The following is a 26,802-nucleotide window of genomic DNA, read 5'->3' as shown; positions in this document are numbered from 1 at the left end:
CGTGTAACATCATTTCACACCGTCTGAACTGTTTGGTCCTGCTGCGGACCGTGGAAACACAGTGTGGTCTATGTGGCCCACACGGTTGTACAGAGGGCGTGGTTCCAAGACATGGAACCACGAAGTTTTGTCGTCGCAGGAGGCGAGTCCATGGACCATCTCACTAGGCTCACCACCACGGAGGGTCGGAATCCGGCCAGCGAGGGTCTTGATCAGCTGACGACCCTCGAGGTGCTTCACGTCATGAACGATGAGGACCACCGTGTTCCTGATGCCGTCGCCCGGCAGCTTCCTGCCATTGCGACGATCGTCGAGGCTGCGGTGGCCGGATTGTCGGCCGGTGGTCGGCTGATCTATGCCGGGGCGGGAACGAGTGGGCGGCTGGGGGTTCTCGACGCTGCCGAGTGTCCTCCCACCTTCAGCACGCATCCCACCATGGTCGTCGGTCTCATTGCCGGTGGCCAGCAAGCCATGTTCCAGGCAGTTGAAGGAGCGGAGGACGACCAGGAGTGCGGGGCTGAGGAGATCAATGCCCTGCATCCCGGGCCGCACGACGTCGTCGTCGGGCTCGTTGCCTCCGGGCGCGCCCCGTGGGTGATAGGAGCAGTGCGTGCTGCCAAGCAGGCCGGGGTGCCCTCACGGCGTCGGTGTGTTGCAACCAGGACGCCCTTATCAGTGACGAGGTCGATCTGCCCGTCGAGATCGACGCCGACCCTGAAGTGCTCGCCGGGTCGACCCGTCTGAAGGCCGGAATGGCACAAAAACTCGTCCTCAACACGATCTCGACGGCGACCATGGTCGGGCTTGGCAAGATTTACGGGTATTTCATGGTCGACGTCTCTCCGAGCAACGAGAAACTGCGGCAACGTGCCGTGTCCACGACGGGATGCACCCGGGACCAGGCCGTTACCGCCCTTCGTGAGGCTGACGGCCACGCCAAGATGGCATCGTTCATCGTCGCTGCCGCGGCATCAGAACTAATAACAATTGTAAAAATTCTCAGCGCTAAACATGTAACCCTGGCAGACGGCTTGTTCGCGCCGAGTATGAACAAAAACGGCAGACGTGCCAACCCGTTACGGAGCATGTTTGAAGAATCGCCGGGAGAATGCATATACGCGAGTTTCCCCGTCGTTGTGGCATGTTGGGAGGCAGGACGGTCGAAAGGAGGCGGCCTCCCTAAACATAAAATCGCGTGAAAATTGGAAATACGGTAGGAATCAAGGAAGTGATGACGATGAAAGCTCGCGGTCCTATTACCCGGAGAAGACTGGTGCTGGGCACGTGTGTTGCGTCTGCGGCGGCGGTTATGAGCCCGGCGTTCACGTTGGAATCGAACGCTGCGTTTGGAAAGTCAACCACAATGTGGAATGAATCAATGGGTGACGCGTTAAAATGTTTTCCCGTGGGTGGCGGATATCACACAGGAAGAGATATTCCTCCGGGCTTCCAGCAAACCGCCTGGACGGGACTGGACCGTGCCGTAGGGGTTTCGGAGTCTGGTGTTGAGGTGAACCCACAGTTCGCTACGCCGTCGTTCTGTTCCTCGGCTGTCTATCTTCTGCTACTGAAAAGCATTGAAATGTACGAAAAATCCTGCGGGCACGTCCTCCCAGAGAAGCAGTGGGAGTACCTGAAGCCTTACACTGTCGAGAATCGGGCGTACCCAATCCAAGCCGACGGAGTTGGAGCGTGGGGTCGAGCAAATGCTAATGGACCTGGCTTGGCTGAACTTGTTCATGAATTGGGAATCGGAACTAATATGTACATTGGTACAACAGATGAGTACATAAACTCAAGCGACCGCAACGCACTATTCGCCAGTATCCGCAAATTCGATTATATGAAGATCTTCTGGAACGATGAGATAGGAAAAGATGAGTCTGGTCACATGGTGGTTGTTCTAGGAAGGTCTATTGAGCGTGGCCAAGCTGGCCATAGTGTGGGCCTGCTGCACTACTGGTCTTCCAACGGGTCACACACCGATATAAATGGCGGGTATGGAATTAAATGTGTCTCGGTGGATAAAATTCATCGGGCCGTCATAACACGAATCGATTGGCCTTGGAAGCTGTGGAGCACCGAGGTGATGAGACCCGATGATGTGTGCGCGCCTCTGGCTGAGATCGCTAAGGACAGGAGTATGACACCCGAAGAGATGAAGCGATTGGTGGATGCCAAAAGCTTCTGGCCAAGAAGGGTGCGGAGATCATCGCATGATACTGACGCCGAGAGGAGCATGAGATGAACCGTATTCGGAGCTTGGCCCGGTTTCCTGGACGGTTTGTAGTGGTTGAATCATGCCGCCGCGTTAGTGGTGGTGTGAGGGGTTTTGAACTGGCCTCCTACAGCCGATGTCCGAACAGCCAGCTTGTGTACTGGCTGGCCTGGTGGGTATGCATGATCGTTCCCGGGCGGTGGTTGGCGTTGCCGGCCGGCTATCTGCAGCGTGTTGACCATCAACTCGGTGCGGGTGTGGTCGGCGATCGCCGACCACACGATCCGGCGGTTGGCTGGTCGCGCCACTTGGAGAATCACGACCGCGACATCTTCAGCACCCGGCAGGCCACCGACACGGCAGTTCTCGCCTCGGGAAGTTCTTGGACGCACTGGAACCCTATGTTGGGAGGATGTTCTCCCGGGCGAAGTAGGCCGAGGCTCGTTTCAAGGTCTCGACTTCCATTTCCAGTACACGGTTCTTGCGTCGCACCTCGGTCAGTTCACGACGCTCGTCACTGGTTAGGCTTCGGCTTGGCCGGTGTCTACGCCCTGGGACATCACCACCTCAGAATCAGTGTTCGGAAGAACGGGTCAGGCTCCAGAACGCAAACGCAGCCCGTGCGGGCGATGCCATATACCCCTTTCGTGTCGGCTTGAGAGGCTATGAGCACTGGGAGTCTGACCTGCGCGAGATCATAGATCTTGACTTCGATTTATATCGACTGTCGATTAGCTGGGCTCGTTTGTTCCCGAATGGCTTTGAAGATGAACACAATACAGATGGCGTGGCCTATTATGACCGTGTCATTCGTTGTCTTACCGACGCCGGTATCCGAGCGTTCATCACGATTAATCATTATGTACTCCCTGTTGCAGTAGTCGACAAATATGGGGGATGGAAGAACCGTGACGTTATCGATCTTTACCTAAAAATGGCGGAATATGTGGTTGGCCGATGGCGAGAAGAGGTGAATTATTGCCTCCTAATTAACGAGATCAATGCCGAGTATTTCAGTCCGTTCAATGGGTTCGGTATCACTGGAAGTGACGATCATGTTTATGGCTACGAATTCTGTATTCAATGGTCTTCATTATCAAATGGCTCGACTGGTTCGGATTGTGCAGACGGGAAAAGTATTGTGGATTACTGATCATCTTGGATCTGAGCCTCGGCTTGGTCGGCGTCCGTACCTAAGGCTGAGGAATGCGCGCTGAGGCTGACCAGCATCGAAGTTAGCCTTGCAGAACACGGGCCAACTCAGGTCATGCGCGGCGGCGAATGGGAGGGGTGGCTGGAATAGTTCGAGGATGACATCTGGATCAAACCCGCAAATGCTGAAGTCCTGGGACGTGGATCATCACGATCGCGGACAACATCATGAGAATCGGGTACGGAAGGGCGAATTGGTCCCTGACGCCCCCAATGCCGGGTGCCGCAGGGCCGGATCCCTCCAGATAGACACCGTGGGGAGATATTGCGGTGAGATCCATCTCATGGTGCACGACGATAAGCTTGACGGGGGCTTCGTCAGGGTCGGCGAGGTTGCTGGTCCGTACACGGATCTGGTGTCCCAGTTGGCTGGGGGTATGCAGGTTGACTTCGTCGTTTGCCGCCCGACGTGAGTGGTCGGGTCGCCCCGGTCGGTGGTGCGGACTAGTCTGTCCGAGTTAGCACCACCTAGGGCCGGAGTGACCTCCATTCCGGTCGGTTCGTGAAAGGACTGTCCGTGGCCCGATCCGACTTCGTCCACCTTCATACTCACACTGAGTACTCGATGCTGGATGGTGCTGCCAGCAACGAGAAGCTTTTTGCCGAGGTGGCTCGTCAGGGCATGCCGGCGGTCGCCATGACCGACCACGGCAACATGTTCGGTGCCTACGAGTTCTTCCAGATCTCCAAGAAATACGACGGAGACCAGAATTCGCTGGTCAAACCGATCATCGGCATCGAGGCCTATGTCGCCCCGAGTACGCGCATGTCCCGGGTCCAGGAATTCTGGGGAACCTCCCGTGACGCAGGTGATCCGGACGCCGAGGGTGGCAAGGACGTCTCCGGAGGTGGCCGTTACACCCACATGACGATGTGGGCCAAGGATCCGGAGGGGCTTCACAACCTGTTCCGGTTGTCCTCCCTGGCCTCTTACGAGGGCTATTACATGAAGCCCCGCATGGACCGCGAACTGATGTCCAAGTACCCCGGTGGCATCATTGCCTCCACCGGATGCCCGTCGGGTGAGGTGCAGACCCGACTGCGTCTGGGGCAGTTCGAGGAAGCCTGCCAGGCTGCGGCTGTCTACCAGGACATCTTCGGCAAGGAGAACTACTTCTGCGAGTTGATGGACCATGGTGTCCCGATCGAGAAGCAGGTGCGATCCGACCTGCTGAGGCTGGCCAAGAGGCTGGACATTCCTCTTCTGGTCACCAATGACTCGCACTACGTCACCGAGGACCAGGCTGACGCCCATGACTCCCTGCTGTGCGTCGGTGTGGGGCGTAACAAGGATGATCCGAACCGCTTCCGCTTCAATGGTTCGGGCTACTACATCAAGTCCTCTGACGAGATGAGGGCGCTGTTCCCGGATCATCCCGAGGCCTGCGACAACACCCTGCTGCTGACCGAGATGATCGGGTCCTACGACGAGGTCTTCAATCACGTCGACCGGATGCCGCAGTTCGACGTCCCGGAAGGGGAGACGCAGGAGTCCTGGCTTCGTAAGAAGCTTCAGGAGGGCATGGATGAGAAGTTCGGTCCGAATCCGCCTAAGGAGGTCCTCGACCGTCTCGAGACGGAACTCTCGGTCATTGAGCCGCTGGGATTCTCCTCCTACTTCCTCGTCGTCTCCGACATATGCAATGCGGCGCGCTCCATGGGCGTGCCGGTCGGGCCGGGTCGTGGATCGGCTGCCGGTTCCCTCGTCGCCTATCTGACGGGTATCATCGCCATCAATCCGCTGGAACACGGACTGCTGTTCGAGAGGTTCCTCAACCCGGAGCGTGTCAACCCGCCCGACATCGACCTCGACTTCGACGATCGCCAGCGTGACAAGGTCATCGATTACGTCACCCACAAGTACGGGGCGGAGTACACCAGCCAGGTCAACACCTTCGGCAAGATCAAGGCCAAGGCTGCCGTCAAGGACGCCAATCGTATTCTCGGCTATCCTTTCGCCCTCGGAGACAAGATCACCAAGGCCATGCCCCCGGATGTCATGGGCAAGGGAATTCCGCTGGGCAAGATCTTCGATCCTTCCCACGAGAGGTACGGCGAGGGCCAGGAGTTCCGCCAGCTGGTTGCCGACAACCCCGACGTCGCCAAGGTTGTCGAGACGGCGAAGGGCCTCGAGGGATTGATCCGCGGTACCGGTGTGCACGCATGTGCCTTCATCCTGTCCAGCGCTCCGCTGCTCGACCTGGTGCCGATGCACAAGCGCGACAAGGACGGCATGATCATCGCCGGCTTCGCCTACCCCCAGCTCGAGGAGATGGGGCTCATGAAGATGGACTTCCTGGGTCTGCGAAACCTCGGCATCATGGATCACTGCATCAAGATCATCAAGGAGAACCGGGGGATCGACGTCGATCTCAAGGAGCTTGCCCTTGATGACGAGAACACCTACGAGATGCTGGCCCGAGGCGACACCCTGGGCGTCTTCCAGCTCGATGGCACGGCCATGCGATCCCTGCTGCGTCTCATGGGACCAACCTGCTTCGATGACATCGTTGCCGTGTTGGCCCTGTACCGACCAGGCCCGATGGGTGCCAATGCGCACATCTCATATGCCCAGCGCAAGAACAACCGAGAACCGATCATCCCGATCCATCCCGAACTCAAGGAGGACCTCGACGAGATCCTTGCTCCCACGTACCACCTCATCGTGTACCAGGAGCAGATCATGTCGATCGCCCGGAAGCTCGCTGGCTACACCCTGGGTGGCGCTGACCTTCTGCGTCGTGCCATGGGCAAGAAGAAGAAGCACATCCTGGAGGAGAACTTCATCCCCTTCCAGGCTGGCATGCGTGAACACGGGTACTCCGACGACGCCATCCAGACCCTGTGGGACGTCATGGTCCCCTTCGCCGGATACGCCTTCAACAAGTCCCACGCTGCCGGTTATGGACTGGTCTCCTACTGGACGGCCTATCTCAAGGCCAACTACCCGGCCGAGTACGGAGCTGCCCTGCTGACCAGTGTCGGTGACGACAAGGACAAGATGGCGATGTACCTGGCCGACATGCGGTCCCAGCACATCAATGTCCTGCCTCCCGACGTCAACGCCTCCTCGCTGGAGTTCACCGCTGTCGGTGAGGACATCAGGTTCGGTCTGGGAGCTGTCCGCAATGTCGGTGCCAACGCCGTCGCGGAGATCATTCGGGCCCGTGAGGAGAACGGCCCGGCCACTGATTTCTTCAGCTTCCTTGACCAGGTCAGCCTGACGGTGTGCAACAAGAGGCTCATCGAGTCCCTCATCAAGGCTGGCGCCTTCGACTCCATGGGCCATTCCCGACGCGGCCTGATGGCGGTCTACGAGCAGGCGGTCGATGCCGTCATCGACATCAAACGCCACCAGGCCAATGGTCAGGACGACCTCTTCGGCATGGGGGACGACTCGGAACCCACCCAGCTGGGTGTCGAGCGGGTCGTTCCGGAGGACGACTGGGACCGCAGTACCAAGCTCGCCTTCGAGCGTGAGATGTTGGGTCTGTACGTCTCCGATCACCCGCTGCGAGGCCTGGAAGCTGCTCTGGAGGCCGAATCAGACATCTCGGTGGCCGAACTCGTCAACCCTGAAGGCCATCATGAGGGGCGCTACACCATCGCCGGTATGGTCACTCAGATCGTCCGACGTACCACCAAGAACGGTGACATCTGGGCCTCTATCACGCTGGAGGACCTCGGCGCCTCCATCACTATTGCCTGTTTCCCGAAGGTGTACCAGCGCGTGGAGCCGCTACTGGCCGTCGACAGCATCCTCAAGGTGCGCGGATTCATCAGGGAACGTGACGAGACCGTCGAGATGTCAGCCAATGACGTCTGGCTGCTGGACCTCACCGATGCCGGCAATGCCCCCATGACGATTGATCTACGTCGCGGACGATGCAACCGGGGCACCATCGAGGGCCTGCGGGGAGTGCTGCGCAACCACCCGGGTAGCTCCGAGGTGAGACTGCGACTCCTCGACGGAAAGGTGACGACCACCTTCCGGCTTGCCGATGAACTCAAAGTCACCACTGGCCAGCCGCTGATGGCCGACCTCAAGGCCCTGCTCGGCCCCTCATGCATCCCCAGGAGGCAGTCATGAACGAGACGATCCGTGCTCACGGTCTCGCGATTCTGCGGTCGAGCCTGCTCGTCGTGGGGATGGGCGTCGTCCTGGGCGGACTGGCTGCTCCGATATGGCACTCCATGGTGACCTTGCCGACCTACACGGTGGGATCCGATGGTGCGGCATCGACAACGGAGAAGGGCCTCACCCAGGTCTTTTCGACCGACGCCGTGTACTGCCTCGTGGGCCTGATCGTCGGACTGATCATCGGCTTCCTGAGCTGGGTCCTGATGCGCCGTCGCGGTGCGTGGGGAGTACTGGCTGCCGGGGTGTCGTCCTGTCTGTCTGCCCTGGCCTGCTGGTGGGTAGGGGTACTCATCGGCCCGGACTCCTTCGCCGAGCGCATTGTTGCGGCCAAGACGGGTGAGGTCGTTCCGGTTGATTTTGCCCTCCACACCTGGGTGTCGGTGCTGGTCTGGTTGCTTGCAGCAATGGTCCCGATGCTTATTGCATCCTTGGTGACGGCCTGGCGTCGCTCTCCGCGAACTGGACGCTCCGAACCGGCGACCGAGGCTTCACTAGACTGACGGTGTGCTGAGAATCGTCGATCTGACCCGTGAGACCACTGGCGACCTGCGTCGCGCCGTGCCGCGCGCTGACTTTGATGTCGATGCCGCGATGGCGGCCATCATCCCTGTCTGCGCTGCGGTCAAGGACCGTGGCGCAGAGGCACTGCGCGAATACAGCGAGAAGTTCGACCATGTGGTTCCGGATCATCTGAGGGTTCCGGCTGAGGTCCTGGTCGAGGCGGCTGCCGACCTTGACGACACCTTGCGTCAGGCCTTCACCGAGTCCATTCGTCGACGTCGTCAGGTGTGCCGGGAGGCCGAGGTGGAAACCTCGCCGGCACCGGTCGAGGTGGCTGCCGGTGCTCGTGTGAGTCAGCGCATCGTTCCCGTAGGCCGAGTGGGGCTCTACGTCCCTGGCGGATTTGCCCCGTTGGCCTCCTCGGTCATCATGAATGTCGTCCCGGCCCAGGAAGCCGGCGTTACGTCGATCGCGGTGGCATCCCCGCCGCAGGCTGAGTTCGGTGGCCTGCCGCACCCCAACATCCTCGCTTTGTGTCACCTGCTCGGGGTTGACGAGGTCTATGCCGTCGGCGGCGCCCAGGCCATCGCCATGTTCGCCCACGGTGTCGAAGGCTCCGACGAGGCCGATTCCTGCCCGCGGGTCGACATGGTCACCGGACCGGGCAACATCTATGTCGTTGCTGCCAAGCGCTACCTGCGTGGCACCGTCGGCATCGACTCGGAGGCTGGTCCGACCGAGATCGCCATCCTGGCCGACAAGACCGCTGATCCACGTCACGTTGCTGCCGACCTCATGAGCCAAGCCGAACACGACACGCTCGCCGCCGCTGTTCTCGTCACCGATTCCACCGAGCTGGCCGACATCGTGGAGAAGGAGTTGGCCACGATGGTCGAGGCTACCCTGCACTCCGAGCGGATCTGTACCTCACTGACCTCCGAGCAGTCGGCCATAGTCATGGTGCGCGACATCGACCAAGGTCTTGAGGTTGTCAACGCCTATGCCGCCGAGCACCTGGAAATTCAGACGGCCGATGCCGCCGCGGTGGCAGCGCGAGTCCACAACGCCGGTGCCATATTCGTCGGTCCTTGGTCCCCGGTCTCCCTGGGTGACTACTCGGCTGGATCCACCCACGTGCTGCCGACGGCAGGTGCTGCCTGCCACTCCTCGGGACTGTCGGTGCGTTCGTTCATGAGAGCTATCCACGTCATTGACTACACCGAGGACGCCCTGCTCGACCTTGCCGATTCCGTCGAGAACTTCGCCCTGGCCGAGAACCTGCCCGGCCATGCCAATGCCATCACCGTGAGGAGGCCGCGATGACCCAGCGTCGACGGACGACCCAGCCCCGTCCGATGGCCAAGCCGCAGCCGAACCCCATTCAATTGGCTGATCTGCCGCTTCGCCCCGAACTGGTGGGGGAGGAGCCCTACGGTGCCCCGCAGCTCGACGTCCCGGTGTGCCTCAACGTCAATGAGAACCCGTACCCACCGTCGGAATCGGTGCGCAAGGACATGGCCAAGGCCGTCTCCAATGCCGGCAAGGGGTTGAATCGCTACCCGGACCGAGAGGCCACGGGTTTGCGCGAGGACCTTGCCAGGTACATCGGATTCGGGGTCAGCAGCGATCAGATCTGGCCGGCCAATGGGTCCAACGAGGTCATGACCCACATCCTGCAGGCCTTCGGCGGTCCGGGTCGTACTCTCCTGACCTTCACGCCGACCTACTCGATGTATCCCGAGTACGCACGCAACACTCACACCGAGTACGTCACTCGTCCCCGCAATGCCTCCTACGGTCTGACCACCGACGAGATCGTGAGCGCCATCGAGGAGGTCAAGCCGGACGTCGTCCTGCTGACCACGCCGAACAACCCGACCGGCACCACCATCCCGGTGGCGGTCATAGACGAGGTCTGTTCGGCCACCGACGCGATCATCGTCGTCGACGAGGCCTACCAGGAGTTCACCGATACCCCGGAGGACTCGGCAATCGCCCTGCTTCCCAAGCATGGACGCCTCATCGTGGTGCGCACCCTCTCGAAGGCGTTTGCCCTAGCCGGAGGTCGTCTTGGATATGCCGTTGCGGCTCCTGCCGTTGTAGACGCCCTAAGGATTGTCCGATTGCCCTACCACTTGTCGGAGGTGTCCCAGGTGGTGGCCCGGGTCGCTCTGGCCCATGCTCCCGAGATGCTCGCTCGGGTCGACGAACTCCGTGAGACGCGTGCCAACCTCGAGGACTGGTTGCGCGCGCACGGTCTGGACGTCGTCTCGTCCCAGTCGAACTTCGTCCTCTTCGGGAGGTTCGCCGATCGCCATGCGGTCTTCCGGGCCCTTCTCGACCACGGCGTTCTCGTCCGTGAGGTGGGCCCGACTGGCTACCTGCGTGTCTGTGCTGGTACTCCTCGGGAGACCGACGCATTCCGAGCTGCACTGCTCGACGTCCTTCCGACCGCTCGTCGGCTCGATCCCGAGGAGGATTGATGACCCACCGCTGCGCTCACGTTCACCGCGAGACCTCCGAGTCCAACGTCGACGTTTCCATTGATCTTGACGGCGAGGGGGAGTCGACCATCTCCACCGGGGTCGGTTTCTACGACCACATGCTCACGGCCCTTGCCAAGCATTCAGGCATCGACATGTCGATCACCACCACCGGAGACGTCGAGATCGACGGTCACCACAGCGTCGAGGACACTGCCATCGTGCTGGGACAGGCCTTGGCCCAAGCCCTCGGCGACAAGCGAGGGATCGCTCGCTTCGGTGACGCCGTGGTCCCTCTCGACGAGGCGCTCGCACAATGCGTCGTCGACGTCGCTGGGCGCCCGTGGGTGGAGTGCACCGGAGAGCCGGAGGGTCAGATCTACGCTCGTCTCGGCGGTTCCGGTGTTCCCTACCAAGGATCCATGACCTATCACGTCGTGCAGTCACTGGCTCTCAATGCTGGCCTGTGCGTGCACCTGCGTCTGCTGGCCGGACGGGACCCCCACCACATCTGCGAGGCCCAGTACAAGGCTCTGGCCCGCGCTCTGAGGATTGCCGTCGCTCCGGATCCGCGCAATGCCGGGCGTGTCCCCAGCACCAAGGGTGCCCTCGATGTCTGATCCGGTGCGGGTCGGCATCATCGACCACGGCTCGGGAAATCTGCATTCGGCCGGGCGCGCCCTGCGCAGGGCCGGTGCCACCGTCACGATTTCCCGTGACCCGGGAGCTCTGCTCGACAATGACGCCCTCGTCCTGCCCGGAGTGGGAGCCTTGGCAGCCTGCATGGCAGGCCTGCGCGCCATGGGTGGGGACCACCTGGTGCATCGTTGGGTTGGCGAGGGACGGCCCTTGCTCGGGATCTGTGTCGGCCATCAGATGCTCTTCGAGCGTGGCAGTGAACGCGGCGTCGACGTCGAGTGCCTCGGGGTACTGCCCGGTGTCGTCGAGGAGCTGCCGGCTGACCGCCTGCCACACATGGGGTGGAACACCGTCCAACCGGGGACCCGGACGACCCTGTTTCGGCATGCGGATGGCGAGAGGTTCTACTTCGTCCACTCCTACGGGGTGCTCGTTGACGGGCCTGACGACCACTTCACCACGGCAACCCATCAAGGTGCGACCTTCGTCGCCGCCGCTGAGGTTGGTCCGGTGACCTCCACCCAGTTCCATCCCGAGAAGTCCGGAACGGCGGGTCTGGCCTTGCTCGAACGGTGGATGGCTCGGGTGTGTTGATAACCTGACCCTCGTGACCGGAGAACTCACACTACTTCCAGCCGTTGACGTCCAGGGTGGACGCGCCGTCCAGTTGCAACAAGGGGTGGCCAGTTCCGAACGCGCGTTCGGTGATCCCCTGGAGGTGGCTCACAGGTGGCGAGGTCTGGGAGCCCAGTGGATTCACCTGGTCGACCTCGACGCCGCCTTCGGACGTGGATCCAACACTGAGATCATCAGCAACATCGTCGAGCAGATGGACATCAACGTCGAGGTGTCGGGCGGTATCCGCGATCAGAAGAGTCTGGAATCGGCTCTGTCGGCCGGCGCCACTCGCGTGAACATCGGTACCGCCGCTCTGGAGAATCCCACCTGGTGTGACGAGGTCGTGCGCCGCTATGGCGAACAGGTCGCCATCGGTCTGGACGTCAGGGGAGATCAGCTCGCGGCGCGCGGCTGGACTCGCGAGGGCGGCAAGGTCCTCGACGTCCTGGCCCGGCTCGAGGACGCCGGGTGCAAGCGCTACGTCGTCACCGACGTGACCAGCGACGGCATGTTGACCGGACCGAACTATGAACTCTTGGGCCGAATCTGTGCGCGCATCCAGGGAACCGTCGTCGCGTCCGGAGGCATCGCCACCCTGGAGGACCTGCGTCGTCTGCGCGGACTGGTCCCGATCGGGGTGGAGGGAGCCATCGTGGGAACTGCTCTCTACGTGGGTAATTTCACCCTGCCGGAGGCCCTCGAGGTGTGCCGGGCACCGATCCCGGCGGACTCTGCCCCCCGTACCCGACGCTGACTGACGGTCAGGTCACCGTCCGCTCTCCTCAGCCCGATTCGACGTCGGGTGAGGAGTGTAGACTACTTCATTGTGTGCGTGGGCTCGTCCTGCGCCGAATGCTTGGCCCCTCTGGGCCGATAACTGCGACATTCGAGGAAGGGAGACACCGTTCATGAGCGGTCACTCCAAGTGGGCCACCACCAAGCACAAGAAGGCGGCCATCGACGCCAAGCGTGGCAAGCTGTTCGCCCGACTGATCAAGAACATCGAGGTGGCGGCACGACTCGGTGGTGGAGACCCGTCGGGCAACCCGACCCTCTACGACGCCATCCAGAAGGCGAAGAAGAGCTCGGTCCCCAACGACAACATCACCCGCGCCGTCAAGCGCGGTTCCGGTGAGGGCGCCGACGCCGTCAACTACGAGACCATCATGTACGAGGCCTACGGTCCCGCTGGCGTCGCCGTCCTCATCGAGTGCCTGACTGACAACCGTAACCGTGCCGTCTCCGACGTTCGCGTTGCCGTGACCCGCAACGGTGGCACGATGGCCGACGGTGGCTCGGTGCAGCGTCTGTTCCAGCGCAAGGGTGTCGTGGCAGTCTCGAAGACCTACGAGGTCGAGGAGGGTCGCAAGACCGAAACCCGTGAGGTGGACGAAGATCAGCTCATGGAGGCCACCATCGACGCCGAGCCCGAGGACATCGTCGACGATGGCGACGTCTTCGAGATCATCTCGGACCCCAACGCCGTCGTTGACGTCCGTAAGGCCGTCCAGGATGCCGGCATCGACTACGACTCGGCCGAGGTCTCCTTCAAGCCGGACTTCACCCAGCCCGTAGAGCTCGACGATGCTCGCAAGCTCTACAAGATCCTCGACGCCCTCGAGGACCTCGATGACGTCCAGAACGTCTTCTCCAACGCTGACGTCCCCGCCGAGGTCGCTGCGGCTCTCGACGAGGAGGAGTGACCATCCCAGATACGACCCCCAACCCGCGTGTCGCGCGGGTCATGGGGGTCGACCCCGGTTTGACCCGATGCGGGGTCGGGGTCGTCGAAGGCGGCCCCGGGGCCCCGTTGAGGCTCATCGCGGTCGGCGTCATCCGTACCCCCGCAGATCTGGATCACGCCCATCGTCTGCTGCGCATCCACGATGGGTTGGAGGAGTGGCGCGACCACATCCGTCCTGACGCCATCGCCGTCGAGCGGGTCTTCGCCCAGCACAACCGCAACACCGTCACCGGCACCGCGCAGGCCGCAGGCATGGCGATGATGATCGCTGCTCGCCACGGCCTGCCGGTCGCCCTGCACACCCCTAGTGAGGTCAAGGCGGCCATCTCCGGTTCTGGGCGTGCTGACAAGGCCCAGGTGGGTCTCATGGTCGCGCGGGTGTTGCGCCTGTCAGCCCCGCCGAAACCAGCCGACGCTGCCGATGCCGTGGCCTTGGCGATCTGTCATCTGTGGCGAGGCGGAGCCACCAATCGCATCGAAGCAGCCGTGGCAGCCCAACGACGTGGCCGTCCGGCACCTCGTTCCTGGAAGGATCTTGCCCGGTGATCTCCCATTTCTCCGGCACCGTGATTGCGGCCGGCCCGACCTGGGTCGTCCTCGACAACCACGGAATCGGCGTCAAGGTGCTGTGCCCGCCTGCCACGGCTGCGAGTGCACGTGTCGACCAGACGATGACCTTGCAGACCTCCCTCCTCGTCCGCGAGGACTCCCTGACCCTTTACGGCTTCGTCGAAGCTGACGACAGGGACGCGTTCGAGCTCGTCCAGACGGCTTCCGGGGTCGGCCCCAAGCTCGCCGCGGCGATCATGAGTGTGCTGGACGCCAACCAACTTGCGTCGGCGATCAGCGCCGAGGATGAGGCGACGCTGTGCCGCGTGCCCGGTATTGGTCGCAAGGGTGCAGCGAAGATGATCCTCGAGCTCAAGGACAAGATGGCAATCGTCGCTCCTGCCGGGTCAACCCCTGCCGGTACGAGCCAGCCGGTGGCACCGTGGAGAGAGCAGGTTGCTGATGGGCTCATCGGTCTGGGGTGGTCTGCGAAGGATGCTGACAAGGCTGTTGAGGAGGTGGCCACCCTCAAGGAGGCCGACCCCTCGATGACGATCGGCAACCTCATGCGAGCAGCCCTGCGCAGTTTGGCTCGATGAGATGTCGGACCCCTCTGGCACACTGACAGACGTCGTCAGGAAGGAGAATCTCGGTGGAGCATTCGCCCGTCGATCCTTGGGCCGAGCCTCCTGAGAAGGCCGAAGAGGCTGCTCTGCGCCCTGGTGCCCTGGCGGAATTCGGGGGACAGCAGCGTGTCGCCGAGCAGTTGGGACTCGTCCTGGCCGCGTCACAGTCACGCGGTACGACCCCGGACCATGTCTTGTTGTCCGGACCTCCAGGGCTTGGAAAGACCACCTTGGCCATGATCATCGCGGCCGAGATGTCCGCCCCGATTCGTATCTCCTCCGGCCCTGCCATTCAGCACGCGGGGGACCTGGCTGCGATCCTGTCCTCGCTTGTTCCCGGTGAGGTCTTCTTCCTTGACGAGATTCACCGGATGTCCAAGCCTGCCGAGGAGATGCTCTACCTGGCGATGGAGGACTTCCGCGTCGACGTCGTCGTCGGCAAGGGCCCTGGGGCCACCGCGATCCCGATCGACATTCCACCGTTCACCCTTGTCGGGGCGACGACACGGGCAGGCCTGCTGCCCGGGCCGCTGCGGGACCGATTCGGCTTCACGGCCCAGCTCGACTACTACCAGGTGGCCGACCTTGAGCGGATCGTCACCCGCTCGGCCGGGGTCATCGGGGTTGACCTGGCTGAGGGGACCGCCCATACCATCGCCTCCCGCTCTCGCGGCACGCCTCGGATTGCCAACCGACTGTTGCGCCGCGTCCGTGACTGGGCTGACGTCAACGACGAGTCCCCGGTGACACCGAGGGGGGCGGAGACGGCTCTGGATCTCTATGAGGTGGATCCGCTCGGCCTCGACCGCCTTGACCGTGCCGTGCTCAATGCCGTCTGTCTCAAATTCGGCGGAGGCCCGGTCGGTCTGTCCACCCTTGCCATCAGCGTGGGGGAGGAGCCTCAGACCGTCGAGGAGGTCGCCGAACCCTTCCTCGTCCGGTTGGGCTTCCTCATGCGTACCCCTCGGGGGCGGGTTGCCACCGACAGGGCGTGGCGCCACCTCGGTCTTGAACCACCTACCAACAGCACCGGCGACGGCCTGTTCTGACCATGTTCACCGGTCCGGGGTAGCATGACCCCGGTCACACCCGTAGACAAGGAAAACTCCCTATGCCTCTTCTCGCCAGCCCGCTGGGCGGTCTCATGCCCATCCTGATTCTTTTCATCCTGCTCATCGGATTCACCGTGTGGCAGGGAAAGAGGCAGGTCAAGAAGCAGCAGGAGGAGCGAGCCAAGCTCGAGTCGAACCTGCAGGAGGGCACTCGTGTCGTGCTCAACAGCGGTCTCTTCGTGACGATCACCCACCTGGGCGACAAGCAGGCCGTCGTCGAACTCGCCCCTGGCGTCGAGGTCAGCGTCCTCAAGCAGGCCATCGTTCGACCTGCTGGTGACGAGGAGGAATTCGCCTTCGCCGACGACGTCCCGGCACAGACCTCTCCGGCCAGCAATGAGACTCTCGCCGAGGATCCGGCAATCGACGCCCAGCCTGAGACCTCGGCTACCGAGTCCACCCTCGCTGCTGAGACTGACGAGCAGCCCCGGGCCTGACAATCCACCAAGACCAAGGAATATTTTCGACGTGGCAACGAAAAAGCGGACACACCATCCAGGCAGAACCCTGGTGATCTTCCTGGTGGCCATCATCGTCATGTACGTGCTCATGGGAGCTACGCGTACGTGGTCACCCAAACTTGGCCTGGACCTCAGAGGCGGTACGTCCGTCACCTTGACGGCCAAGACGGATGATGGCAAGGCTCCCACACCGACGAGCCTCGAGCAGGCGCGGCTCATCATTCAGCAGCGCGTCAACTCGCTTGGTGTCGGCGAGTCGTCAGTGACGACGATGGGTGATCGCAACATCGTCGTCTCGGCCCCGAACGTCGAGAGCTCCAAGCTCGTCGAGATGGTTGGCCAGACTGCCCAGCTCGGATTCCGTATGGTCTATGCCGAGGAGCCGGTGGGTGAGAAGGGTCCGACTCCCGGCCCCGCAAAGCCCTCGGCCCTCCCCACTGCCGACCCGAAGGCCAAGGCGTCGTCAAGCGCCTCTGCCAGCTCGAAGCCTGGTGCCAAGGACAGTGGCCCAAAGTACAACGAGAAGGATCCGACCTCCGCGGCCAAGATGGTCAAGGACGCCGAGAAGTGGAAGCCGTCCCCGGAGGATATGAAGGCCTTCCAGGACTTCAAGTGCACCAAGTCCGTCGAATCCCCGCCGAACAAGGCCCTGGTGACCTGTGACCGTGAGGGCAAGACCAAGTACCTGCTCTCCCCGGTCGCCATCACGGGGACCCAGGTCGAGAGCGCCGACTCCGGAATCCCGCCGGGCCAGCTGTCCTACGTGGTGAACCTGAAATTCAACTCCATCGGCACGAATTCCTTCAGTGAGGCGACCACCTTCCTGTGCTCGCGCCAGAGCCCGCAGAACCAGTTCGCCGTCGTCCTGGATGGCAAGGTCATCTCCTCCCCGCAGTTGGATGGCGGCAAGGGAGCCTCCTGTCCGATCAACGGTGGTCAGGCCGAGATCTCCGGACACTTCACCCAGGACAGTGCTGCTGACCTGGCCAACGTCCTCAAGTACGGTGCCCTGCCGCTGTCCTTCGACATCTCCAGCGTTGACAATGTCTCGCCGACCCTTGGTGGCGAGCAGCTGCGTGCCGGGATCATCGCCGGCGTCATCGGACTGATCCTGGTTGCCGGTTACTGCCTGCTGTACTACCGAGGACTGGGCCTGGTGGCCATTGGCTCCCTGCTCATCGCCGGTATCACGACCTACACGGCCATGGTGCTCCTGGGCGAGGCTGTCGGATTCACTCTTTCCCTGGCTGGTATCGCTGGCGCGATCGTCGCCATTGGCGTGACAGCCGACTCCTTCATCGTCTACTTCGAACGCATCCGAGACGAGATCCGAGAAGGACGGACCCTGCGTACCGCCCTTCAGACCGGCTGGACGAAGGCCCGCGGCACCATCCTGATGGCCGACGGCGTCTCCCTGCTGTCCGCCATCGTGCTGTTCGTACTGTCAGTCGACCAGGTGAAGGGATTCGCCTTCACCCTGGGTCTGACGACGTTCATCGACCTCCTCATCTGTTTCTTCTTCACCCACCCCGTCGTCACTCTGCTGGGACGCACCAAGTTCTGGGGCCAGGGCCGACGCGGCTCCGGCCTTGAGGCTGGGCACATGGGTGTCACGGAAGCTCAGCTGCTCGGTCGGCGAAGCAGGCGATCTGCCCCGCGGGCCAAGCGCACCATCGAGACGGAGGAGGCCTGACATGACTGACGACAAGAACGCCAAGACCTCATCCGTCGCCTCGAGGCGGTCCGAGGAGAAGAGCAAGAAGCACAAGCACGGTTTCACCCATGCCCTGTACACGGGTGAGATTTCCTACGGCTTCATCCAGCGCCGTAAACTCTGGTACACGATCTCGATCATCGTCATCGCGATCTCGCTGCTTGGCCTGTTGGTGCGTGGCTTGAACCTCGGTATCGAGTTCAAGGGCGGCGTGCAGTTCCGTTCTCCTGCCCACGTTGCGACCTCGACCGTCGACGACATCCGCAGGTCAGTGCTGTCTTCCGGAGTCCCGGACATGGACTCCACCGAGGTCGTCAGTCTCGGCTCGAACGCCGTCCAGGTGCAGACCAGGGCACTCGACAACGAGGAGACCACCAAGGTTCAGGGGGCTATCGCCAAGGCCACCGCGACCAAGACGGACTCCGTCACGTACTCCAAGGTCGGTAGTCAGTGGGGAGACCAGATCACCGGCAAGGCCATCAAGGCATTGGTCGTCTTCCTGGTCTTGGTGATGTTGCAGATCTGGGCCTATTTCCGGCACTGGAAGATGTCCATTGCCGCCCTGATCGCTCTCCTGCACGACCTCATCGTCACCATCGGCATCTATGCTTTGATCGGCTTCACGGTGTCCCCGTCGACCGTCATCGGCGTGCTGACGATTCTGGGCTATTCCCTCTACGACACCGTCGTGGTCTTCGACAAGGTGCGCGAGAACGTCCAGGACATCCAGAAACGCGACTACACCTTTGCGGAAGGCGCCAACCGGGCCGTAAACCAGGTGCTGGTGCGTTCCATCAACACCACCATCGTCGGCGTTCTGCCGGTGGCGGCACTGCTCTTCGCCGGTGCCTTCGTGCTCGGGTCCGGGCCTCTTGAGGATCTCGGCCTGGCCCTCTTCGTCGGCATGATCGTCGGTGCTTACTCCTCGATCTTCATCGCCACCCCGGTGTTCACCCAGCTGCGTGAGAATGAGCCGGCCATGAAGGAACACACCGCTCGTGTCCTGCGCCGCCGTGAGCGTGCTGCGCACAAGGGTCCTCAGGTGACGGCTCAGACCGTCGCCGCCGAAGGGCCTGGTGACGTCACGTCCATCACTGGGAGCGAGCGTCATCAGCCGCGTCGTTCCACTCGCTCCGAGAGGAAGAAATGACCTACCGTACTGACCTCATCACCGGCCTGATCCGGGATGTTCCGGACTTCCCGGAGCCCGGGGTGACCTTCAAGGACATCACCCCTCTGCTGGCCAACGCCAACGGGTACGCCGCTGCGATCTCCGAACTCGTTGACACCGCTCCGCGCGGGGTCGACGTCGTTCTCGGCATGGAGGCTCGTGGATTCATGTTCGCCGGGCCGGTGGCCCTGTCCTTGGGCGCTGGGTTCGTCCCGGTGCGCAAGCCCGGAAAGCTCCCCGGTGACGTCTACTCCCAGTCCTTCGTGCTGGAGTATGGTTCCGCCACCCTCACCATCCATCAGGACGCCGTTCAGCCCGGCTCGAAGGTGCTCATCGTCGACGACATCCTCGCGACGGCAGGAACGGTCGGTGCCACGGCATCCCTGGTGGAGAAGCTCGGTGGTGAGCTCGTCGGTGTGTCGGTGCTCATGGAGCTGTCCGCCCTGGGGGGCCGTGAGAAGCTCGACCGGGCCGGTATCGGTCCGGTCAACGCCGTGATCACGGTCTGATCATGGTGCCGGAATCAATGGAGTCTTCGAGCCGTCGCAACGTCTTTGAGCAGTCGGCCCTGGTCAAGCTTCCGTTCAAGACCACCAAACCCTTTCGAGAGCTGGTCAAGCGGCTGGTCTGGTCAGCGATTCTGTTGCTGACCAGTACCTTGATCGTCTGGGTCGACCATGACTCCTATGTTGATTCCACCGTCGGTGACGGCGTCTCCCTGATCGACGCCTTCTACTACTCGACGGTCACCGTGACCACGACTGGTTACGGTGACATCACCCCGGTCGCGCCCCATGCGCGACTCATTAATGCCTTCATCATCACCCCGTTGCGCATCACCTTCCTGGTGCTGTTGGTCGGTACCACCCTCGAGATGTTGGCCAACGAGGGGCGACGCGGACTGCTTGACAGTGCTTGGAGGAAGCGCATGAGGAACCACACCGTCGTCATCGGGTACGGCACGAAGGGGCGCAGCGCCGTCAACACCCTGCGCAACCATGACGTTCCCGTCGAGAAGATCGTCGTCATCGACAATCGTCCCTCTGCGGTGGCCGAGGCTAATCGGTCAGGCCTGGCTGCCTTCGAAGGCGACGCGACGAGGCGGGATCTGCTGAGACGAGCTGAGATCAGCAAGGCGCGCGAGGTCGTCATCACCCTCAACCGAGATGACTCGGCCATCCTCACCACACTGACGGTGCGACAGCTCAATCCGCGCTGCCACATCGTCGTCTCCGGCAGGGAGGACGAGAACCTTCCGCTGCTGCGTGAGTCCGGAGCCGACGCCGTCGTCACTTCCGCCGACGCGGTGGGCCGTCTGCTTGGTCTGTCCTCGGTCAACCCGCACGTGGGCACCGTCGTCGACGACCTGCTGTCCAGCTCGAAGGGTATGGAGGTCGTCCAGCGGATGGTCTCCAAGACGGAGATCGGTGCACGTCCGGCCGACATCCAGAACGAGCGGCTCCTGGCCGTCATCCGCAATGACGTGCTGCGCAACTTCTACGACCCGTCGATCGGTCAGTTACAGGCTGGTGACGTCATCGTCGTCGTGCGGAAGGCGGTTCCTCGCGCCACTGGCACCCAGACCGAGTCTGACCTGGTCCGCTGAGAACAGCAGGAGCCCCCGTACCGGAAGGCTCATTCAGCTGTCGGCATGGGTGCTGACCGACCACATGCCGTCGCACTCAGCCGACATGACGGTGGTAAATGCCACTAGAATGAATAATCCAACTTGCCAGGAGGTGCCCCGATGGCCGACGACAGCGTCTACGGTCCGTACGGATCGGGCAAGGGAACCCTGGGCAAGCCGAAGACTGACCAGCAGCGTCCCCAGCCCCGGATGAGGATGCGCGAGCGCATCGTCCGCTGGGGGACCCCGAAGCCATCAGGACCGCCCCAGAGCGTCACGGATCCGCTTATCTCGGTAGTCCTTGCCAATCACCCGAAGGCCGACACCGCTGTCATCGAGCGGGCATACCGCACGGCTGAGCATTATCACCGTGGGCAGACCCGCAAGTCGGGCGATCCCTACATCACCCATCCCCTAGCGGTGACGATGATCCTGGCCGAGCTCGGCATGGACGAGCAGACCCTGTGCGCCGGTCTGCTGCACGACACCGTCGAGGACACCTCGTACACGCACGAGCAGCTAACAGCAGACTTCGGCGAGGAAGTGGCCCTGCTCGTCGACGGGGTGACGAAACTCGACAAGGTCCAGTACGGGGAGTCGGCGAAGGCCGAGACCATCCGCAAGATGGTCATCGCGATGAGCCGCGACATCCGAGTGCTGGTCATCAAGCTCGCCGATCGGCTGCACAACATGAGGACCTTGGGATTCCTGCGGCCGGACAAGCAGAACCGCATCGCCAAGGAGACCCTCGAGATCTTCGCGCCACTGGCTCATCGCCTTGGCATGAATGCGATCAAGTGGGAACTGGAGGACCTGTGCTTCTCCACCCTCAATCCCAAGCTCTACGACGAGATCGTCCACATGGTGGCCGAGCAGGCCCCGCAGCGGGAGGCTCAGCTCAAGGAAGTCATCGCGATCGTCCGTCAGGACCTCGATGAGGCCGGCATCGAGGCCACCGTCTACGGTCGGCCGAAGCACTACTACTCGATTTATCAGAAGATGGTCGTGCGCGGTCGGGACTTCTCAGACATCTACGATCTCATCGGTCTGCGCATCCTCGTCGACACCCCGCGCGACTGTTATGCCGCACTGGGTGTCATGCACGTGCGATGGAATCCCCTCCCAGGGCGGTTCAAGGACTACATCGCGATGCCGAAGTACAACATGTACCAGTCCCTGCACACCACCGTGCTGGGGCCCGGCGGGCAGCCGGTGGAATTGCAGATCCGTACTCACGAGATGCACCGGCGGGCTGAGTACGGTGTTGCGGCCCACTGGAAGTACAAGGAGAACCCCAACGCCGTTGGCAAGGGGATTCAGCCTGACGGCACCGACCTGTCCTGGGTACAGTCGCTCAACCAGTGGTCCAAGGAGGAGTCCGATCCCGGCGAGTTCTTGGATTCGTTGCGTTTCGAGATCAATTCCTCGGAGGTTTACGTCTTCACCCCGAAGGGCGACGTCATGGCCCTTCCCCAGGACGCCACCCCCGTCGACTTCGCCTATGCCGTCCACACCGAGGTCGGCCACCGCTGTATTGGCGCTCGCGTCAATGGCAAACTCGTCACCCTGGACACCAAGCTGACCAACGGCGACGTCGTTGACATCCTGACCTCGAATTCCCCCGGTGCCGGTCCCAGTCGTGACTGGCTGGGGTTCATCGCCTCTCCACGTGCTCGTTCCAAGATCAAGTCCTACTTCACGAGGGAACGCCGTGAGGAGTCCATCGAGGCCGGTAAGGATGCGATCGCCAAGCAGTTGCGTCAGGCTGGTGTGCCGCTGCAGTCCTTGCTGACGGTGGAGTACCTCACCGCGGTGGCCGACGACCTGCGGGTGCCCGGCATCAACGCCTTGTACGCCGCGGTGGGGGAGCACAACGTCAGCGCCCAGTCGGTCGTCGAGAAGCTCATCGCCCTGGGCGGTGGGCCGGAGGAGACCACGGCCGACGTCGAGGAGGAGCTCGCCGTTGGCGTCAAGACTCCGCGGCATCGCAGCAACGAGACCGGGGTCATCGTCGACGGTGACCCCGACATGCTCGTCAAGCTGGCTCGGTGCTGCACCCCGCTGCCGGGGGACCCAATCATGGGCTTCGTCACCCGCAACGACGGGGTCTCGGTACATCGCACGGACTGCTCGAACGCCAAGAACCTGCTTGAGCACCCCGAGCGGATCGTGCCGGTCTCCTGGTCTGAGAACCAGCAGGAGGGCTACCAGGTCACCATCCAGATCGAGGGTCTCGACCGTGCCGGCCTGCTGCTGGACACCTCACGCGTCCTCGCCGAGCAGGGGGTCAGCCTCATCTCGGCGAACATGAGTGCATCGAAGACACATCTGGCTCGATTGCGGCTCACCTTCGAGGCTCCCGACCCAACCCACCTCAAGCACCTCATCGAGTCCATCCGGCGGATCTCCGGGGTCTATGACGTCTTTCGCGTGAAGTCGTGACCCGGTGTGGCTCTCGGGATTTGACTTCTCTGTCTGGAAAGCCGCCGGTATGACGAACGGCCCCGGTCGTTGTGACCGGGGCCGTTTCCTGTCAGTCAGGCGCTGAACTCGTCGAGGGCCTTCTGGGCCTCCTCCAGCCAGGTCTGGTAGGTCCTGATCGACTCGCGGTCCTTCTCGGCCTCCTTGGCGTGGCCAGCAGCCTCGGCCTTCTCGGCCTGGGCGCTGAGCTTGTCGATCTGGGCGCTGAACATGTCGACGGTGGCGCGGGCACGCTCACGAGCCTGCGGATCGGTGCGCTTCCACTCGGCCTCCTCCGCGGAATGGACCTGACGCTCCAAGTCACGGACGCGGGCGTCGATGCGCTTCATGGCGTCACGGGGCACTCGACCGACCTCGTTGAACTTCTCCAGGAAGGAGCGGAACTTGGCCTTGGCCTCCTCGATGTCCTTGACCGGCAGGATGTCCTTCTCGGCCTCGTCGAGAAGGTTCTCCTTGACCTCCTGGTTGCCGCGATACTCCTCGTCCTGCTGGCTCTGAGCAGTACTGCGGGCGTCGAAGAACTTGTCCTGGATGGCGCGGAACTCCTTCCACAGCTTCTCGTCGATGTCGCGAGGAGCCGGGCCAGCAGCCTTCCAACGGTTCATGAGGTCGCGGAACTGACGAGAGGTCTCGCCCCAGGCCGTCGAATCAGCCAGCGGACGAGCCTCCTCGATGATCTGCTCCTTGAGCACGCGAGCCTTCTCACGCAGGTGATTCTGCTCAGCCATGTGCTGCTTGCGGCGACGGGTGAAGGCGGTGCGAGCCCCGGAGAAGCGGTGCCACAGTTCGTCGTCGGTGGTCTTGTCGATACGGGGGAGATGACGCCACTCCTCGAGCAGGTCGCGGAACTTGCCGATGCCACCGCGCCAGTCGGTGCCAGCAGCGATGGCTTCCGCCTTGGCGACCATGTCCTCCTTGGCCTGCTTTGCGCGGGCCTTGGCCTCGGCCCTCTCCTCCCGACGGGTCTCCGCCTTGGCGTCGATGGTGGGGCTGAGAGCCTCCACCCGAGCTGCGAGCGATTCCAGGTCGCCGACGGCATGGGCCTCACGGATGGACGTGACGAGTTTGCTTGCGGCCGATCGGGCTTCCTCCGGCGAGGCGGTCCCGGAGCTCACTCGTGATTCCAGCAGCGACACCTCGGTCTCGAGGGCGTGATAGCGGCGCACGAAGAATTCAAGGGCTTCCTCGCTGGTGGAGTCCGGCACCTGGCCGACAGGCCTCTCCCCGTCACTGGTTCGGACGTAAACGGTGCCGTCATCATCGACGCGGCCGAAGGACTGCGGAGCTTGTGCGTGACTCATACGCTCCATCTTGCCCGATAAAGTGGCAAACGTGTTCATTGCGTCCTTCATCACTGGTCCTTTTCAGGCCAATTGCTATCTCCTGGCGCGCGAACCAGGGTCTGACTGCGTCGTCGTCGACCCTGGAATGGGTGCCGAGGAGTTCCTCGGCGAGGCACTCAAGACCCACCATCTAACCCCGGTGGCGGTCGCGCTCACCCACGGTCACATCGACCATGTCGGTTCAGCTCGTCAGGTTGGAGATCAGTACGGCATCCCGGTGCTGTGCCCTCGAGATGACCGGCATCTCCTCGCCGACCCCATGGCAGCCTTGTCTGACTTCGCCCGTCCACTCATCGAGCAGTGCTACGGATCGACGACCTTGCGCGAACCCGAGGAAGTCGTCGACGTCGAGCCGTTCTCCCACCACGAGTACGCCGACCTCGACCTGGAATTCCTGCACGCCCCGGGCCACACTCCTGGGTGTTCCATGATCCGCATGGTTGACGCGCAGTTCGGCCCGATCGTCATGTCCGGTGACGTCGTCTTCGCAGGTTCCATCGGTCGAACCGACATGCCCGGGGCTGACCCGGCACAGATGTCTCGCAGCCTGTCCGACGTCGTCTGGCCCCTTGACGACTCCACCCACCTACTGCCAGGACACGGGGGACCGACGACGATGGCCCAGGAGCGCATCTCCAACCCATTTCTCAACCGCACGTAGGTCTCGTCGCACTCCCACTGAAAAGTCTCACCGAACAGTGGCGAATGAGCCCGATTGCTCTCGGGCTGGCAGAATGACTCCTGCGGGGTAACCCGCCCAGATACCCAACTCTTCGAAGGATTCCTTCCATGGCCCGTCTCAAGCCCTTGTCCGGTTTTCCCGAATTCCTGCCCTCAGGACAGATGGTGGAGAACCATGTGACCCGGATCCTTGAGGAGACCTTCGAGCTTCATGGTTTCGCGCCGATCCACACCCGTGCCGTCGAGCCCATGGAGCAACTCACCCGCAAGGGAGAGATCGACAAGGAGGTCTACGTCGTCGATCGACTGCACGCTGACCCTCATGACTCGCGGTCCGAGAAGGACCGTCTGGGCCTGCACTTCGACCTCACCGTTCCCTTCGCCCGCTACGTGTTGGAGAACGCCGGCCACCTGCACTTCCCGTTCCGTCGCCACCAGATCCAGAAGGTGTGGCGTGGTGAACGTCCTCAGGAGGGCCGCTATCGCGAGTTCACCCAGGCTGACATCGACATCGTCGGCGACCAGACCCTGGCCGAGCACCACGACATCGAGACCCCGCTGGTGATGCTGTCGGCCCTTGAGCGCCTGCACACTGAGCTGGGCTTCCCGACCGTCACCATGCACGTCAACAACCGCAAGCTCTCCGAGGGGTTCTACCGCGGGCTGGGCATCGAGGACCACATGGCCGTTCTGCAGCGGGTCGACAAGTACGACAAGATCGGCCCGGACGCGGTGCGTGAGCTTCTCACTGACGAGCTGGGCCTGTCTGACGACGTCGCCGGCAAGTGTGTCGCCCTGGCCTCCATCCAGTCTGCCGACGACTCCTTCATCGGCAAGGTGCGCGAACTCGGGGTGTCCAACGACATGCTCGAAGAGGGCCTGGATTCCCTCAACCGAGTCGTCACTGCCGTCAACAAGGTCGTCCCCGGACGCATGGTCGCCAACCTCAAGATCGCCCGCGGCCTGGACTATTACACCGGCACCGTCTACGAGACCGAACTGACCGGCCACGAGTCGATGGGTTCGGTGTGCTCGGGCGGCCGTTACGAGTCCCTGGCCTCCGACGGCAAACACGTCTACCCGGGCGTGGGAATCTCGCTCGGTCTGACCCGCTTGCTGGCCCCGATCATCTCCCGAGGGGAGCTGACGTCTTCTCGTTCGGTTCCCTCGGCGGTCCTCGTGGCCGTCAACACCGAGGAGGATCGTGTCAGCTCGGAGGCCGTCGCCCACGCGATGCGCTCCCGCGGCATCCCCTGCGAGGTGGCCCCCAAGGCCGACAAGTTCGGCAAGCAGATCAAGCATGCTGATCGTCGCGGGATCCCCTACGTGTGGTTCCCGGGCGCTCAGCACAGCGACCACCGAGACCCCGACACTGTCAAGGACATCCGCTCCGGTGACCAGGTCGAGGCTGACGCCGCGAGTTGGAACCCGCCTGCCGAGGATCTTCATCCCGGCGTCGTCGGCTCGTGGTGAGTGCGGCC

22 protein-coding genes and 2 pseudogenes are annotated in these 26,802 nt (G+C 62.5%); 23 read left to right on the top strand and 1 reads right to left on the bottom strand.

Translation table 11 applies throughout. From position 1 onward, the window contains the following. Positions 1-150: 150 nt before the first annotated feature. From murQ to HMPREF9153_RS08660, 21 genes and pseudogenes are all read left to right on the top strand, one after another. A pseudogene (murQ, locus tag HMPREF9153_RS08755) lies at positions 151-959 on the top strand (N-acetylmuramic acid 6-phosphate etherase); the annotation flags it as partial. Positions 960-1,231: 272 nt separating this feature from the next. After that, complete coding sequence (locus HMPREF9153_RS08750) at positions 1,232-2,248, top strand: hypothetical protein (protein ID WP_036980133.1); 1,017 nt, start codon at positions 1,232-1,234, stop codon at positions 2,246-2,248. Between the two features lie 568 nt (positions 2,249-2,816). Next, positions 2,817-3,351 (top strand): annotated as a pseudogene (locus HMPREF9153_RS12755) (family 1 glycosylhydrolase); the annotation flags it as partial. Between the two features lie 363 nt (positions 3,352-3,714). Beyond that, positions 3,715-3,843, top strand: coding sequence for a hypothetical protein (locus tag HMPREF9153_RS12750; protein WP_023032691.1), 129 nt, complete (start codon positions 3,715-3,717; stop codon positions 3,841-3,843). Between the two features lie 104 nt (positions 3,844-3,947). After that, positions 3,948-7,520 (top strand): DNA polymerase III subunit alpha, encoded by a 3,573-nt coding sequence (gene dnaE / locus HMPREF9153_RS08740; protein ID WP_004811349.1) that lies wholly within the window; start codon positions 3,948-3,950, stop codon positions 7,518-7,520. Further along, positions 7,517-8,071 carry a hypothetical protein gene (locus tag HMPREF9153_RS08735; protein WP_015582708.1) on the top strand — a complete coding sequence of 185 codons (555 nt, stop codon included), beginning with the start codon at positions 7,517-7,519 and terminating at the stop codon, positions 8,069-8,071. The genes dnaE and HMPREF9153_RS08735 overlap by 4 nt, the downstream gene beginning before the upstream one ends. A gap of 4 nt (positions 8,072-8,075) precedes the next feature. After that, positions 8,076-9,395 (top strand): histidinol dehydrogenase, encoded by a 1,320-nt coding sequence (hisD, locus tag HMPREF9153_RS08730; protein WP_004811347.1) that lies wholly within the window; start codon positions 8,076-8,078, stop codon positions 9,393-9,395. Positions 9,396-9,427: 32 nt separating this feature from the next. Beyond that, positions 9,428-10,555, top strand: coding sequence for a histidinol-phosphate transaminase (locus HMPREF9153_RS08725; RefSeq protein WP_036902437.1), 1,128 nt, complete (start codon positions 9,428-9,430; stop codon positions 10,553-10,555). Then, on the top strand, positions 10,555-11,175 hold the full coding sequence (hisB, locus tag HMPREF9153_RS08720) for an imidazoleglycerol-phosphate dehydratase HisB (RefSeq protein WP_004811345.1): 621 nt from the start codon (positions 10,555-10,557) through the stop codon (positions 11,173-11,175). Before HMPREF9153_RS08725 ends, hisB begins: the two co-directional genes overlap by 1 nt. Next, positions 11,168-11,788 (top strand): imidazole glycerol phosphate synthase subunit HisH, encoded by a 621-nt coding sequence (gene hisH / locus HMPREF9153_RS08715; protein ID WP_004811344.1) that lies wholly within the window; start codon positions 11,168-11,170, stop codon positions 11,786-11,788. The genes hisB and hisH overlap by 8 nt, the downstream gene beginning before the upstream one ends. A 13-nt stretch (positions 11,789-11,801) precedes the next feature. Continuing rightward, the gene (gene priA / locus HMPREF9153_RS08710; RefSeq protein WP_004811343.1) at positions 11,802-12,566 is read left to right on the top strand and encodes a bifunctional 1-(5-phosphoribosyl)-5-((5-phosphoribosylamino)methylideneamino)imidazole-4-carboxamide isomerase/phosphoribosylanthranilate isomerase PriA; all 765 of its coding nucleotides are present in this window, start codon (positions 11,802-11,804) and stop codon (positions 12,564-12,566) included. Between the two features lie 154 nt (positions 12,567-12,720). Next, positions 12,721-13,515, top strand: a complete 795-nt coding sequence (locus HMPREF9153_RS08705; RefSeq protein WP_004811342.1) for a YebC/PmpR family DNA-binding transcriptional regulator — start codon at positions 12,721-12,723, stop codon at positions 13,513-13,515. A 41-nt stretch (positions 13,516-13,556) separates the two neighbouring features. After that, positions 13,557-14,102, top strand: a complete 546-nt coding sequence (gene ruvC, locus HMPREF9153_RS08700) for a crossover junction endodeoxyribonuclease RuvC (protein ID WP_004811341.1) — start codon at positions 13,557-13,559, stop codon at positions 14,100-14,102. After that, complete coding sequence (ruvA, locus tag HMPREF9153_RS08695; protein ID WP_004811340.1) at positions 14,099-14,704, top strand: Holliday junction branch migration protein RuvA; 606 nt, start codon at positions 14,099-14,101, stop codon at positions 14,702-14,704. Before ruvC ends, ruvA begins: the two co-directional genes overlap by 4 nt. A 47-nt stretch (positions 14,705-14,751) precedes the next feature. Then, positions 14,752-15,780 (top strand): Holliday junction branch migration DNA helicase RuvB, encoded by a 1,029-nt coding sequence (gene ruvB / locus HMPREF9153_RS08690; protein ID WP_036901822.1) that lies wholly within the window; start codon positions 14,752-14,754, stop codon positions 15,778-15,780. Positions 15,781-15,842: 62 nt separating this feature from the next. Then, on the top strand, positions 15,843-16,280 hold the full coding sequence (gene yajC, locus HMPREF9153_RS08685) for a preprotein translocase subunit YajC (RefSeq protein ID WP_004811338.1): 438 nt from the start codon (positions 15,843-15,845) through the stop codon (positions 16,278-16,280). A gap of 73 nt (positions 16,281-16,353) precedes the next feature. Further along, positions 16,354-17,997, top strand: coding sequence for a protein translocase subunit SecD (secD, locus tag HMPREF9153_RS08680; RefSeq protein WP_004811337.1), 1,644 nt, complete (start codon positions 16,354-16,356; stop codon positions 17,995-17,997). Position 17,998: 1 nt separating this feature from the next. Next, positions 17,999-19,168: a protein translocase subunit SecF gene (gene secF, locus HMPREF9153_RS08675; RefSeq protein WP_004811336.1), complete on the top strand. Its 1,170-nt coding sequence runs from the start codon at positions 17,999-18,001 to the stop codon at positions 19,166-19,168. Continuing rightward, positions 19,165-19,698 (top strand): adenine phosphoribosyltransferase, encoded by a 534-nt coding sequence (locus HMPREF9153_RS08670; protein WP_004811335.1) that lies wholly within the window; start codon positions 19,165-19,167, stop codon positions 19,696-19,698. Before secF ends, HMPREF9153_RS08670 begins: the two co-directional genes overlap by 4 nt. Before the next feature lie 2 nt (positions 19,699-19,700). Then, positions 19,701-20,795: a potassium channel family protein gene (locus HMPREF9153_RS08665; protein WP_004811334.1), complete on the top strand. Its 1,095-nt coding sequence runs from the start codon at positions 19,701-19,703 to the stop codon at positions 20,793-20,795. A gap of 141 nt (positions 20,796-20,936) precedes the next feature. Continuing rightward, a complete protein-coding gene (locus HMPREF9153_RS08660; RefSeq protein WP_004811333.1) occupies positions 20,937-23,258 on the top strand; it encodes a RelA/SpoT family protein in 2,322 nt (773 codons plus the stop codon). 95 nt (positions 23,259-23,353) lie between these two features. On the opposite strand, the gene HMPREF9153_RS08655 is transcribed toward HMPREF9153_RS08660, so the two are convergent. Further along, the gene (locus HMPREF9153_RS08655; protein WP_171023454.1) at positions 23,354-24,652 is read right to left on the bottom strand and encodes a DUF349 domain-containing protein; all 1,299 of its coding nucleotides are present in this window, start codon (positions 24,650-24,652) and stop codon (positions 23,354-23,356) included. On the opposite strand from HMPREF9153_RS08655, the gene HMPREF9153_RS08650 reads away from it, so the two are divergent. Next, on the top strand, positions 24,630-25,301 hold the full coding sequence (locus tag HMPREF9153_RS08650; RefSeq protein ID WP_004811331.1) for an MBL fold metallo-hydrolase: 672 nt from the start codon (positions 24,630-24,632) through the stop codon (positions 25,299-25,301). The genes HMPREF9153_RS08655 and HMPREF9153_RS08650 overlap by 23 nt on opposite strands. Before the next feature lie 128 nt (positions 25,302-25,429). Continuing rightward, a complete protein-coding gene (hisS, locus tag HMPREF9153_RS08645; RefSeq protein ID WP_004811330.1) occupies positions 25,430-26,794 on the top strand; it encodes a histidine--tRNA ligase in 1,365 nt (454 codons plus the stop codon). Positions 26,795-26,802 lie beyond the last annotated feature (8 nt).

The organism is Cutibacterium avidum ATCC 25577 (assembly GCF_000227295.1).
GTDB lineage: Bacteria > Actinomycetota > Actinomycetes > Propionibacteriales > Propionibacteriaceae > Cutibacterium > Cutibacterium avidum.
This window is presented reverse-complemented; position numbering and strand designations above follow the sequence as displayed.

Bases quoted from the DNA above. Each gene is read 5' to 3' on its own strand.
- HMPREF9153_RS08750 (WP_036980133.1), top strand. From the start codon at position 1,232: ATGACGATGAAAGCTCGCGGTCCTATTACCCGGAGAAGACTGGTGCTG.
- ruvC (WP_004811341.1), top strand. From the start codon at position 13,557: ATGGGGGTCGACCCCGGTTTGACCCGATGCGGGGTCGGGGTCGTCGAA.
- yajC (WP_004811338.1), top strand. From the start codon at position 15,843: ATGCCTCTTCTCGCCAGCCCGCTGGGCGGTCTCATGCCCATCCTGATT.
- hisB (WP_004811345.1), top strand. From the start codon at position 10,555: ATGACCCACCGCTGCGCTCACGTTCACCGCGAGACCTCCGAGTCCAAC.
- HMPREF9153_RS08670 (WP_004811335.1), top strand. From the start codon at position 19,165: ATGACCTACCGTACTGACCTCATCACCGGCCTGATCCGGGATGTTCCG.
- secF (WP_004811336.1), top strand. From the start codon at position 17,999: ATGACTGACGACAAGAACGCCAAGACCTCATCCGTCGCCTCGAGGCGG.
- HMPREF9153_RS08725 (WP_036902437.1), top strand. From the start codon at position 9,428: ATGGCCAAGCCGCAGCCGAACCCCATTCAATTGGCTGATCTGCCGCTT.
- HMPREF9153_RS08665 (WP_004811334.1), top strand. From the start codon at position 19,701: ATGGTGCCGGAATCAATGGAGTCTTCGAGCCGTCGCAACGTCTTTGAG.
- HMPREF9153_RS08660 (WP_004811333.1), top strand. From the start codon at position 20,937: ATGGCCGACGACAGCGTCTACGGTCCGTACGGATCGGGCAAGGGAACC.
- HMPREF9153_RS08735 (WP_015582708.1), top strand. From the start codon at position 7,517: ATGAACGAGACGATCCGTGCTCACGGTCTCGCGATTCTGCGGTCGAGC.
- HMPREF9153_RS08705 (WP_004811342.1), top strand. From the start codon at position 12,721: ATGAGCGGTCACTCCAAGTGGGCCACCACCAAGCACAAGAAGGCGGCC.
- hisH (WP_004811344.1), top strand. From the start codon at position 11,168: ATGTCTGATCCGGTGCGGGTCGGCATCATCGACCACGGCTCGGGAAAT.
- HMPREF9153_RS12750 (WP_023032691.1), top strand. From the start codon at position 3,715: ATGGTGCACGACGATAAGCTTGACGGGGGCTTCGTCAGGGTCGGCGAG.
- hisS (WP_004811330.1), top strand. From the start codon at position 25,430: ATGGCCCGTCTCAAGCCCTTGTCCGGTTTTCCCGAATTCCTGCCCTCA.